The 14,894-nt window shown below is 72.7% G+C and carries 7 protein-coding genes; 3 read left to right on the plus strand and 4 right to left on the minus strand.

What is annotated here, in order from left to right; translation table 11 throughout:
- Positions 1 to 35: 35 nt before the first annotated feature.
- Genes MJ607_RS09755 through MJ607_RS09765 form a run of 3 tightly spaced genes read right to left on the minus strand, consistent with a single transcriptional unit; the run spans position 36 to position 11,391 of the window.
- Entirely contained in the window at positions 36 to 605 is a 570-nt protein-coding gene (locus MJ607_RS09755; RefSeq protein ID WP_243075395.1) for a Pycsar system effector family protein, read from the minus strand.
- Complete coding sequence (locus MJ607_RS09760; RefSeq protein WP_243075396.1) at positions 602 to 7,687, minus strand: hypothetical protein; 7,086 nt, start codon at positions 7,685 to 7,687, stop codon at positions 602 to 604. The genes MJ607_RS09755 and MJ607_RS09760 overlap by 4 nt, the downstream gene beginning before the upstream one ends.
- Positions 7,684 to 11,391, minus strand: a complete 3,708-nt coding sequence (locus MJ607_RS09765) for an AAA family ATPase (protein WP_243075397.1) — start codon at positions 11,389 to 11,391, stop codon at positions 7,684 to 7,686. The genes MJ607_RS09760 and MJ607_RS09765 overlap by 4 nt, the downstream gene beginning before the upstream one ends.
- 196 nt (positions 11,392 to 11,587) lie before the next feature.
- Here MJ607_RS09765 and rlmN point away from each other — a divergent pair, with 196 nt between their 5' ends.
- Positions 11,588 to 12,817 carry a 23S rRNA (adenine(2503)-C(2))-methyltransferase RlmN gene (rlmN, locus tag MJ607_RS09770; RefSeq protein WP_243075398.1) on the plus strand — a complete coding sequence of 410 codons (1,230 nt, stop codon included), beginning with the start codon at positions 11,588 to 11,590 and terminating at the stop codon, positions 12,815 to 12,817.
- A 98-nt stretch (positions 12,818 to 12,915) separates the two neighbouring features.
- Positions 12,916 to 13,662 carry a class I SAM-dependent methyltransferase gene (locus MJ607_RS09775; RefSeq protein ID WP_243075399.1) on the plus strand — a complete coding sequence of 249 codons (747 nt, stop codon included), beginning with the start codon at positions 12,916 to 12,918 and terminating at the stop codon, positions 13,660 to 13,662.
- A 27-nt stretch (positions 13,663 to 13,689) separates the two neighbouring features.
- Here the strand turns inward: MJ607_RS09775 and MJ607_RS09780 are convergent, their stop codons facing one another.
- A complete protein-coding gene (locus tag MJ607_RS09780) occupies positions 13,690 to 14,238 on the minus strand; it encodes a putative immunity protein (protein WP_243075400.1) in 549 nt (182 codons plus the stop codon).
- A 171-nt stretch (positions 14,239 to 14,409) separates the two neighbouring features.
- On the opposite strand from MJ607_RS09780, the gene MJ607_RS09785 reads away from it, so the two are divergent.
- Positions 14,410 to 14,871, plus strand: a complete 462-nt coding sequence (locus MJ607_RS09785) for a hemerythrin domain-containing protein (RefSeq protein WP_243075401.1) — start codon at positions 14,410 to 14,412, stop codon at positions 14,869 to 14,871.
- Positions 14,872 to 14,894: the final 23 nt, after the last annotated feature.

Raw genomic sequence — 14,894 nt, forward strand, 5'->3', positions numbered from 1 at the left:
CCACGGTAACCCTCGTGGCGATGACGGGCTCCGATTCAGAACCCGAGGAGGAAGGCGAGCACCACGACGCCCGATGCGATCCCCGCGAGGACCATCGACTGCCGGATGTTGCGATACTTGCGCTGCGCGACGGCCGAGAGCACGAGGAGCTGCTGGTACGTGCGCTCCGGCGGCTGCAGGCCGCGCTCCGCGAGCGCCGCCGCGACCGCCTGCGGTGACGGCATCCCGCGGATCTGCCCCCAGTAGGTGATCGCCCCGGGTCCCGGGCCCTTGCTGAGCCGAGGCCAGACGGCGAGAGCCGCCGCGACCACCGAGGCGGAGGCTGCGATGGCGCCGACCGTCCACAGGATGACGCCGAACGAGCCGAGGTCGGCGGGCGACCAACCGCCGCCGAGCATGCCGCTCAGCACGATGCTGAAGGCGATGCCGAGGCTGCTGATGAGAAGCGAGGCCTTCTGATCGGCGCGATCGATCTCGACCATGACCTCGGCGAGCATCTCGGACGCCAGGGCATGGGTCTGCGCGGCGCGCACGTCGTCGTCGGAGGGCCCGGGGGTCACGGCGGCTTCGTCGGGCATCGGCACTCCCTCGTCGGCGACGGTCATCCGCTCACTCCGAACGTCAGGGTGAACGACGTGCCGTCGGCGAGATCGACGCGGTAGGTGTACTTCACGCCCGGGTCGAGGTCGGCGGTCGGGATCGTGCCGAGCCAGACGTCCGCGGCATCCGCGTAGACGAACGGGAACGGCAGGAAGTACGCCTCGTTGACGGCCGCGCCGGCGGCGAGATCCTGCGACGTCACGAGGACGATCTCGCGCACGAACCCGGGCGTGCCGATCGCCTCGCCGTCGTCGTCGAGCGCGCGGAAGATGACCGGCACCGCCGATCCGTGGGAGTAGACGCTCGATCCGTCGGTCTCGACGGGGCCGAGGGCCTGACGGTCGGGGAGCGTCCCGGCACCCGGCAGGACGGGCGCCGCGATTCCGCCGCCCGAGCCGCCCGAGCCGCCCGGGCCGCCCGTGCTGCGTCGCGTGCTCGGCGGGCGAGTGGCGGGTGGCGTCGAGCCGGGAGGGGTCGGTGTCGCCGTCGGCGGCGTCGGGGTCGGCGTGGGCTCCGGTTGGGGCTCGGGCTCCGGGTCCGGCGTCGCCACGACCGTGTAGTGCGCCTGCACGACTGTCGTGTTGCCCGCGACGTCGGTGGCACGGCAGGTGACGGATGCCGCTCCCGCCGTCGCCGTCTGAGGCACGTCGCACGACTGCGAGGCCACGCCCGAGGCGGCATCCGTCGCATTCGGCGTCGCGGTCGCGGGGGCGCCCACTTCGACCTTCGCGGGGGTCACCGCGGGGGTCAGCGTCGGTGCCGTGGCATCGAGGCGGACGAGCACCGTCGCCGTCGCGGTGCGGCCGATGAGGTCGGTCACGGTTCCCGTGACGGTGGTTCCCGCCGCCGTGGTGTCTGTCGCGATCACCTGCGGTGCGGGGCAGGGGAGCAGCAGCGGCGCGCCGTGCGTGCACGCGAACGAGACAGTCACGGCCGAGATGCTCCATGCACCCTCGACGTAGGCGCCGGCGCTCGTCGTGGCCATCGCGGTGATCGTGGGCGCGGCGGGCGGGGTGACCTCGCGGCCGACGACGATCTCGTCGAACGCCGCGTGGCCGGGCGTCATGTCGTCGTCGGGCGTGACCGTCACCCGGATCACGTCGCCGGTCTGCGCGATGCCCGCGAGGGCCAGCGTCGAGCCGGTCGCGCCGGCGAGGGGGAGGCCGTTGCGGGACCACGCGTACGAGGCCGTCACGGGGCCGCCGTCGGGGTCGGTCGCCGTCGCGTGGGCCGTCAGGATGCTCGAGGGCTCGACGGGGTTCGCGTCGGCGGTGAGCACGACGGTCGCGGTGGGCGCGGAGTTGGGTGCGGGAGTGTCGATCTGGAAGGAGGCGTCGGTGCAGGCGCTGCCGCGGCACACCGTGAGGGTCGCCGTGAACGCGCCGTAGCGCGGGACGACCTGATCGATGAGCGCGCGCGTCGTGCCGTCCGCCCCTGTCTCGACCGTGGCCGCCGACGTCGCGACGAGCTCGCCGTCCGCCGCGGTGAGGCGGACCGAGGCGGTGAGTCCCTCGCCCGCGACGCCGTCCGTCACCGGTACGGCGCGCAGGACGCGCGCGCCGACGTCGACCGTCGTGTCGGGTCCCGCGTCGCCGAGCGTCGGAGCAGCGGCTCCCGCGACCCCGAGGCGCCCGCGGGAGGTCTCGGTCGCGACATTGCCGGCCGCATCGACGACCTGGACCATCCACCGGAACGGCGTCGTGGGAACGGTCGCCGACCATTCCGTGCCGAACTCCTCGGCCGGCGGCGTCACGTCGGCACGCTGCCACTCGGTCTGCCCTTCGGGCTGCACGAGGACGATGACCGACGCGATGTCGCTCTCGATGTCGGATGCCTGGACGTACATCGTGCCGCCGCCGGGCCCGGGGAGCTCGATCGATGCGATGACGGGCGGGGCCGTGTCGGTCGACGAGGCATCGCCGTACACGACCTGCGCCGTGAAGTCCGTGAATCGCTCGGTGAACCCCTGGCCCGCTGCCGGCTGCTCGACGCGCGCCGGTGTCATGACGAGCAGGTCGACGGGACCGAGCGGTGTCTGCTGCTGCGTGATCGTCCCGAAGGTCGAGGGGAACGCGACGTTCGTGCGCGTCGCCGTCGTCTCGGGGATCCCGACGCTCGGCGTGGCGACGGCCGGCGTGCCGGTGCGGTCGATGACCGAGGTCAGCGCCGTGAGGATCACGCCGCGCGGGGCGAGGCCCGGAGGGGCCGGCTCGAGCGTCCGCACGATGCTCGGAAGGATCGGCTGCCCCGGGACCGCGACGGGCGCCTCGCCGTCGACCGTGAGGTACTCGGCGTCGGGCGTCGTGTTCTCGTGGAACTCGGGGCTGAACGACAGCGATGCGGTCATGAGGCCGTCGACGTCCGAGACGGTGAGGTCGGGGGTCTCGGGCAGGGGCATCTCGGTCTTGGCGGGTGCCGCGAAGGTGTACATCGGGAGGCCGTAGTACACGGCCTCCATGAGCACCTTCTCGTCGTAGCCCGAGTACAGGCCGAGCCCGCCCAGATACGACTGCTTCGCGTACGTGAGGGCGCTCGCCGCCGAGACGGCGTCGCCGTGGAGCGAGACGCCGATCCAGTCGCTGTACAGGGCGAGCAGGCGCTCGCCGAGGGCCGTCGTGACGCTGTTGGCGAGGCCGTAGCCGGTGTTGCCGATATAGCCGCCGGCCTGCGAGAAGACGTCGACCCAGTCCGTGACGTCGCCGTAGTACCCCGCCGGCAGGTTGTTGCCGGCGTGGCAGCCGATGCCGAAGATGAGGGCGCCTGCGAGCTGCGCGGCATCCTCGTGTCCCGCTGCGAGGAACAGGTCGCCGTCGGCGAAGTCGCCGGACTCGGCGCCCGGCACGCCGGGCAGCATGCGGGTCTCGTCGGCGTGCGTGTTGATCGACACGACGCGCGGGCTCTCCGCGGCATCCGGGAACAGGCGGCTCTCGATGTCGGAGGCCGTCCAGACGTCGCTGAACTGCTGGTTGGTCGCCGAGCGCCACGCGAGCGACTCCGTGACCTCCTCGGGCAGCTCGCTCCACGCGCCGTACCCGCCGGTCAGGCTCGAGTCCGCGTCCAGGATGCCGTCGGACTGCAGGAAGCGGTCGATCGTCGCGAGGGTGCCTTCCGGGCCTTCGGCGAGGCGCCCCAGCCCCACGGTCGGCACGTAGAGGTGCCCGCCGAGCGAGTCGTAGGCCGTCGCGAGCCCGTACGGGTCGTCGGTGAGGATGTGCGAGGTCGACGCGGCCGCGGACAGCGGCGTCTCGCAGGGGTCGACGCCGATTCCGGGCGTGATCCCGACGGGGCACGGCTCGCCCTCGAAGCTCGTGAGCCGCAGGTCGGCCGCGTGGCTCTCCTCGGTGAACTGCGACGTGTGCTGGGCGACGGGGGCGAGCGGCACGATGTCGTCTCCGCCGACGATGACGACGGACGAGATCTGAGAGCGGTGGCCGTCGATCGCATCCGCGACGAACGCGTTGATCGCGCTCGTGAGTGCCGCGCGCGCCGTCATCGAGCACGGGTTGGCGTCGAGCGCCGCGCGCGCCGCGACGACGCCGGGAGAGCTGTCGATGGCGAGCACGGCGCCGTCGACCGGGCCCGTGCCAACGTGCCCGTCGCCGGTGAGCGACACGAGCGCATCGCGCACCTCGTCGGCTGCCGCGGCGCCGTACGTGTCTCCGTAGCGCTTCGCGTCGAAGAGGAAGATCGTGTTCGTCGTGTCGGTGACCGGGTCGCTGACGCCTTCGACGCCGGGATCGTCGGTGACGGCCGCCTTCCACGGCGTGCAGTGCACTTCGGGCGCTTCGTCGACGTACTGCACGCGCAGCGAGTAGAGCGCAGCGCTGGGCGTGCCGTTGCCGCTCGTCACGCGCACCAGGAGCTGGTCGCCGGGAGCGGCATCCGTCGACGCCGCCTCGATCTGCGCGGTGCCGTCGCCGCTCACGACGGCCTGGTCGATCAGGATCTGATCCTGCAGCTGGACGCCCGCATCGGCTCCCGACTCGGCGGGCTGACCGCCGGGTCCGCTCTGTTCGGTGACGGGCGTCCCGGGCGCGGGGCCCGCTCCTTCGAGGCCGAGCGTCGAGTCGGGGGACTTCGGCGCGTACAGAGCGAGGGCGATCTGCCCGTCCATCGCGTTCGTCGAGATCACGAGGCGCTTGCCCGCCGGCGCCGGATTCACGAGGAAGTAGTCCTCGTCCTGCGCGGGTCCCTCGACGAGGTCGCCGCTGTCGTCAAGATCGCGCCAGCCGGGCGAGAGCCACTCGTAGTAGACCTGGCTCTCGATCATCGCCGCGGGCGGCGCCTCCCACTGCCCGTCGTAGAGGTTGTGCGCGGGGTCGTCGAACGTGTCGAGCGGAGCGTCGCCGTAGAGCGTCGCGCGCCCGGCCAGGCCGCCGCTCGAGAGCTCGCCCGTCGCCTGCGACTCGCCGGGCAGCGTCGTCGCGGTGTACCAGGCCTCGACGCTGAGCACCGTGCCGCCGGGGGTGTCGGCGAGCGGGATCCGCATCGTGCCGCCCTCGACCTGCTTGGGGCCCTGGAACGGCGTCTGGCCCGAGATCGAGACTCCACCCGGCCCCGAGGCCGACGCCCACTGCAGGTAGGTCGCCGTCCCGGCGGGGGTCGTCAGAGTCGCCGTGGGCGCCGTGAAGGTCGACGGCTCGCCGGGGCCCGGGTCGAACGTGTACAGGAACGTCGCGTTCTGACCGCAGCGCAGGACGACGTCGCATCCCGTCGGGCCGGTCGCCGACTCGGCGAGGTTGGGGTCGATCGAGCTCGCCGCGATCTGCTCCCACGGGTAGGTCGCGGCGTCGAGCATCGAGAGGAACAGGGTGCCGAGGGTCACGCTCTCCGGTGCGCCCGGTGCGAGGTCGGCTGCCGAGGCGTCGTCGAGGTACCAGACGGTGGGCGTCGCGAGCGTGCCCGCGACATCCGCCGTCCCGAACAGCGCGACCCGCGCCGACGCGTCGAGAGAGGCGACCTCGACGCCGCCGAGCGGCGTGCCGGCGAGGAAGAGCTCGTTCATGCGCAGCTCGTCCATGAGCGTCGCGGCGACCGGAAGGCTGCGCAGCGGCACGGCGTCGATGCCGGACCGCTCGATGTCGAGCCCGACCGCGTCGAGGTCGGCGAGGAACATGTCGGGCTCGACCGTCAGGCCGAGGCCCTGCGCGTCCGCGATGTCCTGCCAGCGCTCGAGTGGCTCGCCGTCGCCCGCGATGGGCACCTCCGCGAGCGGAGCCGAGCCCAGGACGTACGACGCGAGCGTCAGCGCGTCGAGGCCGCTGTCGTCGATGCTGAGATCGCCGAGCGTGAGGCTCTGGATGACGGTCGCCGCGGCGCGCTCCGCTTCGGTCGCGCTCGATCCCGTCGCGAGGGCGGCGGCCGCCCACGTCAGCACCTCGTCGAGCGTCACACTCTGGATGAGCTCGCCCGCGAAGGGCGTGTCGGCGAGCACCTGCGCCCAGCCGCCGGGCAGGTCGAGGCGGTGCATGGGCAGCCGGTGGATCGGCAGCCGGTGCATCGGGAGCCGGTGCATGGGCGAGTCCTCGACCAGGAGCCGGTGGATGGGCAGCCGGTGCATCGGCAGGCGGTGCATCGGCAGCCGGTGCATGGGCAGGCGGTGCATCGGTGCGTTGGCGACCGCCGAGGCGTAGCCGCGGAGCGTCGAGAGCGGGATCGTGCCGATGTCGATGACGGTCATGAAGCCCGGCGTCACGAGCTGTCCCTGCGTGCTCGAGACCGCGAGGCCGTCGTGGCTGTGCGTGTCGATCGCGAAGACGGATGCCGCGGCCGGCGCCGGCGCCGTGAAGGCGACAGTCCGGCCGGACGCCGACAGCGAGGGCGCGACGCCGTCCGCCAGATCGATCCAGTCGGTGCTGAAGGTCGCGACGCATTCGAGCTGCTGCTTGGCGTCGCGCCAGTCGATCTCCTGCTCGCGCACGACGGGCTGCGTCAGCTCGACGGCGGGAGTGGCGAAGTCGAAGGCGGGGACGGTCGTGGTCCACACGACGTGACTGCCGTCGGCCGCGATCTCGGGGTCGGCGACGTAGCCCACGCGCCGATCGGTGCCGATCGTGCCGAGGGCGACGGAGTAGAGATTGTTGTCGAGGGTGGCGACGACGACCGACGGCAACGCGTCGCAGGTGCTCTCGTCGATGAAGGCGAACGTCGTGCCGGTCGAGTCGACCGTGGCGTGGCTCGCGTCGCGCTGCACGAGCGCCGCGTTCTCGACGCCGACGTTGCCGCCGCCGCGGTAGACGTGGTCGCCGGGGAAGGGGGCGGGGGCGGCGGGGTCGAGGTCGTCGAGGTGCGCCGTGAAGACGACGGTGTCGGCGTTGCCGCTGATCCGCGCCTGCTCGGTGCCGCCCGGGATGGACTGCGACGGGAGGAACCGCGACACGGCGACGTCGCCGTGCACACCGTCGCCGTTCGCGTCGAGATCGGCCCAGAACGAGTCGGCCGCGCCGTTGGTGTCGCCGGCCGACAGGTTCGTCGCCTCGGAGGTGAAGACGAGGTAGCGTCCGCTGTCGTCGAGGTCGGGGTCGTACGAGCGCCCGTCGGGCTCGCCCGCGGGCGCCTCGACGCGGAAGGTCGTGCCGCGGACGGTGTCGCGCACGTAGATGCTCGAGCGACCCGGCGTGCCGCCCGCCGCCACGAGGTTCGTCGCGGCGCTCGCGAACGCGACGTACCTGCCGTCTGCGCTCGCCACGGCGTCGCCGCTCGCACCGTTCGCCTGCGTGGTGCCGAGCGCGTCATCGGGGACGCTCACGATCACGGGTGCGCCGGAGAACGGATCGTCGGATCCGGATGCCGCCACCGACCGGAACACGTCGGCGACGCCGTTGTCGTCATCGGCGACGAGGTCGGAGGCGGTCGAGGTGAAGAAGACGCGCTGGCCGTCGGGGGTCAGGTACGGCTCGGTCGACTCGCCCGCAGCAGTGCGCGAGACGGCGAACCGCTCGGCACCCGACGGGAGCGGAACGGCGGCGGCCGCGGGCGCGGCGAGGGGCGGAGCGATCGCGACGAGCCCCGCCGCGACGACGGCCGCGACGGCGACGATCCCGGCGGAGCGCCGGGCCGTGCGGGGGCTGAGGGGAGCGGGGGTCATCGGGCATGCGCCGCTTCGGAGGTGACGGGGGAGAGGGTGAAGATCTGGCCGGCGTTGATGACGCCGAGTCCCGTGAGCAGCCGCTCGCCCTCGGCGCGGACGGCGGGGTCGGGGCGGAGGTGGAACAGCTGCGCGAGCGACAGCGCCTTCTCAAGGGGCGTCGCCCCGGCGTCGTCGACGGCGTCGAGCGTCAGGGCGAGCGCCGTGTCGCCGTCGCCCGAGAGGGCCGCGAGCCGCGCGCGCTGACGTGTGAGGCGCGCGTCGCCGGAGTGCCCGCCGAGCTCGGCGAGCAGCGCCGCAGCCTCCTCCAGTTCGCCGGCGTCGAGCATCGACTCCGCGAGTCGCACGCGCGCATCGAGCGCGGCATCCGTCTCCTCGATGGCCGCGAACGCCTCGGCTGACGCGCGGAACGCGGCCTGTGCGGCGAGGGGATCCCGGGCCTGCTGCGCGATGCGTCCCACGAAGCCCGTCACGAAGGCGGCGAGGTAGTGGTTGCCGGATGCCTCGAAGACGCGCAGCACGTCATCGACGATCGGGCGCGCCTCGTCGATGCGTCCCTGGTCGATCAGCACTTCGGCGGCGTTGCCCGACTCGACTGCCGCGCCTACGACGTCGCCCGCCGCGTCGGCTGCCGCGCGCGACTGCTCGTAGAGGGCCGTGGCCGTCGTCCAGTCGCCGCGATAGTAGGCGCGCACGCCGAGGAGGCTGAGCACCTTCGACTTGGAGAGCTCGTCGTGCGCCTGGTCGTACAGCTCGAGTGCGCGCGAGAGGTGGATCATGCCCGCGTCGCCCTCGAGCTCGCTCGCCGCGATGTCGTGGTACCGCAGCGCGTCGGCCAGGACGCGGCGGCCCGTGTCGTCGTGCACGATGCCGTCGAGCAGAGCGATCGCCTCGTTCGCGAGCGCGCGCGCGTCGGCCCAGCGGGCCTGCCGCAGGCGCACGCCCGCCTCCGTCACGGCGACGGCGCCCAGCACCCGCTGACCCTCGGGGCCCGCCCCGGTGAGAGCGCGTCGGGCCGTGCGCAGGGCGCGCGAGGCTTCGTCCTGGCGGCCGAGGATGTTGAACGCGTAGGCGCGCTCGTGGTCGAGGCGGGCGCGGGCGATGGTGTCCGAGATGAGCTTGCGCGCGCTCGAGTACGCCTCCAGTCCCTCTTGCGTCCAGCCGCCCGCGATCGAGACGCGCCCGAGCGCCTGCAGCAGCGCGGGGAGGTCTTCGGACCCGGCCGAGCGCCGCGCGGCCTCGACCGCGAGGCGGTAGTTGCGCACGGCCTCCTCGAGTGCGAAGGCCTCTTCCGCCGCGGTCGCGGCGGCGACGGCGGCGCGATGCGCGGCCTCCCAGTCGCCCACCGCTTCGTAGTGGGCGGCGAGCATCACGTTGCGCGCCGAGCCGCCGAGCCCCGGGTCGGCCTCGATCGCTGCCGCCGCCGCGCGGTGCAGCTCGCGCCGCGCCTGGAACGTGAGCTGGTCGTAGGCGACATCGCGGAACAGCTCGCTGCGGAACGACACCCCGTCGGCGCCGAGCTCGAGGAACGAGCCGAGGCCCCCCGAGATGAGCGGCATCCCGACGCATTTGACGTACAGACCGAGAGGGATCCGGATGCCGAGCACGGCCGCCCGGCGCAGGGTCGTGCGCTCGCTCTCGGTGAGGGCGTCGATGCGCTCGCCGATGAGCTGCTCGATCCCGAGCGCGTCGTCGCCCGAGGCCAGGCCCGTCGCGAGCTCGATGGCGTACAGCGGATTGCCCTCGGCGCGCGCGACGAGCGGACGGGCATCGGTGGGCAGCAGGCGTCTGCCCGCGACCGACTCGATGATGTCGCGGATGTGATCGTCGCCCAGGCCCGCGAGCACGAGCTCGTCGCCGAGCGGTCCGACGCCGCCTTCGACAGGTCGGCGGACGAGCAGCACGGCGTGCCGCGCATCGTGCTCGATGAGCGCCGTCAGGACGGCGGCCGAGGCCGGGTCCACCCACTGCGCGTCGTCGAGGACGAGGCATCCGGGCCCCGCCGTCAGCGCCGCGAGGAACTCGGAGACGACCTCCGCGGCCCGCTCGGCGCGGAACGCCTCGTCGAGAGCTTCGGATTCCGCCGTCGGCTCGGCCTTCGCACCGACCGCGGGCGCCAGGAGCGGCAGCCACGGGACGAGGTGCGGGAAGTGGTCGGCGACGACCTGCGCGAGGCGCTCGCCTGCCTCGGCGGCGCGCGCGGCGGGCGGAATGCGCAGCAGGGGCCGCAGCAGGGTCTGCAGTGCGCGATACGGCGTGCTCGCGCCGTAGCGGTCGCCGTACGCGCGTAGGACGGGGAGCGGCGTCTCCTCGAGCGCGTGCTCGAGCAGCCGTGTCTTGCCGACGCCCGCCGCGGCCGTGATCGTGAGCACGGATCCCGCTTCGGCCGAAGCATCCGTCAGCATCGTCCTCAGGCGCTCGAGCTCGGCGTGGCGGCCGACGAAGGGCGTCTGCTGCGCCGACAGGATCGTCGCGCCGCCATGCCCCGTGACGACTGCGACCGGGATCTGCTGCGTCTTGCCCTTGACCGAGATCGTGCCGCCGTCCTCTGCTTCGAAGGGACGGCCCGTCCGCTCGAGCGTCGACCGCGCGACGAGCACGGTGCCCGGCTCGGCGCGCGCCGTGAGCCGCGCCGCGAGGTTGGTCGGGTCGCCCATGACCGTATACGTCTGGCGGTACATCGCGCCGACGAAGCCCGCGAAGACGCGGCCCGCCGTCACCCCCGCGCGCAGGCCGTACGGGGTGTTCGCCTCGAGGATCCGCAGTGCCGCCGTGATGAGCCGGCCCTCGGGGTCTTCCGCCGTCGTCGGCGCGCCCGCCGTCAGGAAGTACCGGTAGCCGCCGACGGCCGGGTCGACGTCGAGCAGCGTCACGCCCGTCTCGTTCGCGACGTCCTCGACGAGGGTCGTGAGCCGATCCATGAGCGCGACGTCGTCGTCGCTCGGACGCCCCGGAACGCCCGAGACCTGGATGAACGCGATCGCAGCCCAGCGGTGGTCGGGCTCGGAGCCCAGAAGATCCGGCCGCAGCGCGAACGCGCGCGGGAGGAAGCGGTCGGCGGCACTCGTGCGGCCGACGCTGAGCGCCATGAGCGAGGCGGAGGCGACCGATCCGCCCTTGACGAGGCGCCGGGCGCCGGGAGCCGACTCCTCCTTCGCGACCTGGGCCGCGGGCAGCAGCGCCGCGGCCTCGTCGCTCACGAGGATCCGGCCGGCCTCCGCCGCCGACTGCAGGTCGATGACCCGCGAGGTGTCGGCGCCGGTCAGGACGACCGACGTGTTCTGCCCGCCCGTGAGGAAGAACTCGAAGGTTCCCGCGTGCAGCCCCACCGACATCCGCAATCTTGCGCGGGCCGCGGGCAGATGGATGTCGCCGATCGCCGTGAGGACCTTGTTCATGTTCCACGCCGAATGCGCCGCGTGCCGGGCGTGGTCGGGGCCTGTGAACAGCACGAAGAGCGCGTCGCCCGCGAACTTGACGATGTCGCCGCCGTCGTCGGTGACGGGGAGAAGCACCGTGAAGATGCGCGACAGCGTCGCGATGAGCTGCTCGGTGCCTTCGCGCCCCGCCGCGGCGAGCTGCTCGGACAGCGTCGTGAAGCCCGAGATGTCGACGACGACAGCGGTCCCCTCGACGCGGAGTCGCTGCTCCGCATCGTCGGCGAGACCGTGAAGAAGGCGGGGGCTCAGCGCCGATGCTGTCACGTGTGCGTTCAGGCTCTCACCCTCCTTTGGGGGACGCCCGGCACCTGCCGGCTTCGGGGGGAATGCCGGAGCGGTGTCGATCATGAGAAGAATCTCATGGATACCTGAGGCCTGGCTATGGGTTGACTCTCCACCGAGGGGGCGGCTTCCCTTCTCCCAACAGACTTCGCGCAGGTCGGTCGCCTACCCTGGAGCCATGGATTCGAGCCGCCCGCCCGCCCGCGCACCCCAGGTGCGGCCCACCACGGAGGGCTGGACGCAGAAGAAGGACACCGAGGGGCGGCCGCTGCTGCAGTTCGCGTCGCCCAAGCGCGGCAAGCCGCCCGTGCACCTCGCCGACCTCACGCACGACGAGCGGATCGCGAAGCTCGTCGAGCTGGGGTTCCCCGGCTTCCGTGCGAAGCAGCTCGAGAAGCACTACTTCACGCACTACACGCACGATCCGGCGCTCATGACGGACCTCCCCGCCGCGGGGCGCGAAGAGCTCGTGCACGGGATGCTGCCACCCCTCCTGACCGAGGTGCGGCGGCTGCAGACCGACAAGGGCGACACGATCAAGTTCCTCTGGAAGCTGCACGACGGCGCCCTCGTCGAGTCGGTGCTCATGCGCTACCCGGGCCGCATCACGCTGTGCGTCTCGTCGCAGGCGGGCTGCGGCATGAACTGCCCGTTCTGCGCGACAGGGCAGGCGGGCCTCACGCGCAACATGTCGGCCGCCGAGATCATCGAGCAGGTCGTGCGCGCCAACCGCCTCATCCGCGAGGGCGGGCTGGGCCCCGCCGAGCACCCCGACGAGCGCGTGACCAACATCGTCTTCATGGGCATGGGCGAGCCACTCGCCAACTACGCGCGGCTCATGCAGGCCGTCCGCGTCATGACCGACAAGAAGCACGGCCTCGGCATGAGTGCGCGCGGCGTGACGGTCTCGACCGTCGGACTCGTCCCCGCGATCCGCAAGCTCGCCGACGAGGACATCCCCGTGACATTCGCGTTGTCGCTGCACGCGCCCGATGACGAGCTGCGCGACGAGCTCATCCCCGTCAACTCGCGGTGGAAGGTAGACGAGGCGCTCGACGCCGCGCGCCTGTACTTCGAGAAGACGGGCCGTCGCGTCTCGATCGAGTACGCGCTCATCAAGGACATGAACGACCACCCGTGGCGCGCCGACCTCCTGGCCGACAAGCTCAACGCGCGCGGGCGCGGGTGGGTGCACGTCAACCCGATCCCGCTCAACCCGACGCCCGGCTCGATCTGGACCTCGTCGACGAAGGCGGCCCAGAACGAGTTCGTGCGTCGTCTGAACGACGCCGGCATCCCGACGACGCTGCGCGACACGCGCGGCAAGGAGATCGACGGCGCGTGCGGTCAGCTCGTCGCGACCGAGGACGACCAGCGCGTCGCCGCCGTCACGCCGCTCGAGGACTGAGGCGCGCGCGCGGCCGCGCCCGCGCGCATCCGGCCGCCGTCGTCCCCGGAGCTCTGGCATCCGAAGATGCGTCGCGGCGAGATCCGTAGGCTCGAGTCGTGCCGGATCCGATGCACTTCGACGCGCATGCCGACGACTACGCCCGCGCCAGGCCGCCGTATCCGCCCGAGCTGTGGGCGCGCGTGCGCGACACCGGACTCGTCGGTCGCGGGCGCCGCGCGGTCGACCTCGGAGCCGGCACGGGCGAGGCGAGCGGACCGCTCCTCGCGATGGGCGTGGACGTCGTCGCCGTCGAGCCGGGTGCGCGACTCGCGACGATGCTCGAGGCGCAGCATCCACATGCCCGTGTCCTGATCGGGCGTGCCGAGGACGTCGAGCTGGGCGCGGCGTCGTTCGATCTCGCCGTGGCGGCGACCTCGATCCACTGGATGGACCTCGACATCGTGCTGCCGAAGGTGCATCGGGCGCTCACGGCCGAAGGGCGGTTCCTGGTGTGGCGCAACGTGTTCGGCGATGCGGGTGCCGCGGTCACGCCGTTCCGGGAGCGGGTCGCGCAGATCGTCGACCGGCGGGAGGCGCCGCCGCGCGAGGGCGATCACGAGAACGCCGCGGTCGCCGCCGAGCGGCTGAGCCGATCGGGACTGTTCGCCGTCGAGGACGTCTTCCGGTGCCGGTGGAGCATCGAACTCGACGCCGTGCAGCTGCGCCGGCTGTTCGCCACGTTCAGCGACTGGTCGGCCGACGAGGCCGATCAGGCCGCCGCCGCCGTCGCCGACCTCGGCGGACTGATCACCGAGCACTATGCGTCGTGGCTCATCGTGCTCGCCCCGCAGCCTCGCCCGTAGTCGGGCGGTCCCCGCGGGACGGAGTCGTCACGCGGTGGACTCGCCGGTGGTCCCGCGCAGCGACGCCTGGATTCGCCTGATGTGGTCGCCGAGGTCGCCCGAGGCCAGGAGTCCGGGGCCGAGCGGTCCCGCAGAGTCCTCGCCGAGGATCGGGAGCCGTCGCAGCGCCGAGGCGACGGGCGGGCTGATGTGCTCGAGCTGCCAGTCGAGTTCGATCGCGGCGCCCCCTGCGGGGTCGGCCATACCCGCGGCCTTCGCGGCGTAGGCGGCTGCGCCGAGCGCGTGCGCACCCATGTGCGCGACACCGGCCGCCTGGGCGGCGGCGCGGGCAGCGGCAGCGCCGGCGGGGGAGGACGCCGAGTGCGCGGCGCGACCGGCGACGAAGCGGCGGCGGATCTCGCCCGCCGCCGTGAGCTCGCCCCGCGAGAACGCCCGAGCACGCGCGACGGCGTCCCGGGGGCGGGCGTCCGCCGGCGCCTCCGCCTCGAACAGCGGGAGGACCCGCTCGGCGCAGTCGGCCGCCCAGGCCGCCACCAGTCGGCGGTCTTCTTCGCTGAGCGACTGAGGCGACGGCACGCCAGCACTCTGCCACGGGATGTCGCGGGTCGGCCGTCGACGCACTGACCGGGGCCCGCACGCTTCGGGTATCTTCGGGGAAGCGTCGCGTGCCGGTGGCAGACCGTGTCAGGCATGGAGGCGCCGGATTGAAGGAGTGGGCGATGCCCTCGTCGCACCTTCCGTTCTCGCGTGACTGACCGCGAGACGACCAGGCTCATCGCGTGGAGCAGCGAGCTGCGCGGCGTGCACGCCCGCCTGCGACAGGCCCTGCGAGCCGCGCGCGAAGCCATCGAAGACCCTGCCGCCGCGCGTCGTGAGCTGCTGCTGTACTGCCGCGGGTTCTGCGTCGCGCTCGGTGACCATCATCGCGGCGAGGATCGCGCCCTTTTCCCCGCGATCGAGGCCGCCCATCCGAGTCTCGCTCCCGTGCTGCGCACCCTCATGCAGGACCACTCGATGATCGACTACCTGCTCACGGCGCTGTCCACGGCGGTGGATCAGGATGCCTCACGGGAAGAACTCGAGCGTCACCTCGACGGGGTCGGCGCGATCATGGAGAGCCACTTCGCCTATGAGGAGCGTCAGCTGCTGACTGTCCTCGACACCCTCGCGCTCGACCAGGATCCTCGCGTCGTCCTCGGCTCCCTGTAGCCGTCGGACAGTGCGGCGGCGGA

The organism is Microbacterium sp. SS28 (assembly GCF_022761035.1).
Lineage (GTDB): Bacteria > Actinomycetota > Actinomycetes > Actinomycetales > Microbacteriaceae > Microbacterium.

Bases quoted from the DNA above. Each gene is read 5' to 3' on its own strand.
- MJ607_RS09755 (WP_243075395.1), bottom strand. From the start codon at position 605: ATGACCGTCGCCGACGAGGGAGTGCCGATGCCCGACGAAGCCGCCGTG.
- MJ607_RS09760 (WP_243075396.1), bottom strand. From the start codon at position 7,687: ATGACCCCCGCTCCCCTCAGCCCCCGCACGGCCCGGCGCTCCGCCGGG.
- rlmN (WP_243075398.1), top strand. From the start codon at position 11,588: ATGGATTCGAGCCGCCCGCCCGCCCGCGCACCCCAGGTGCGGCCCACC.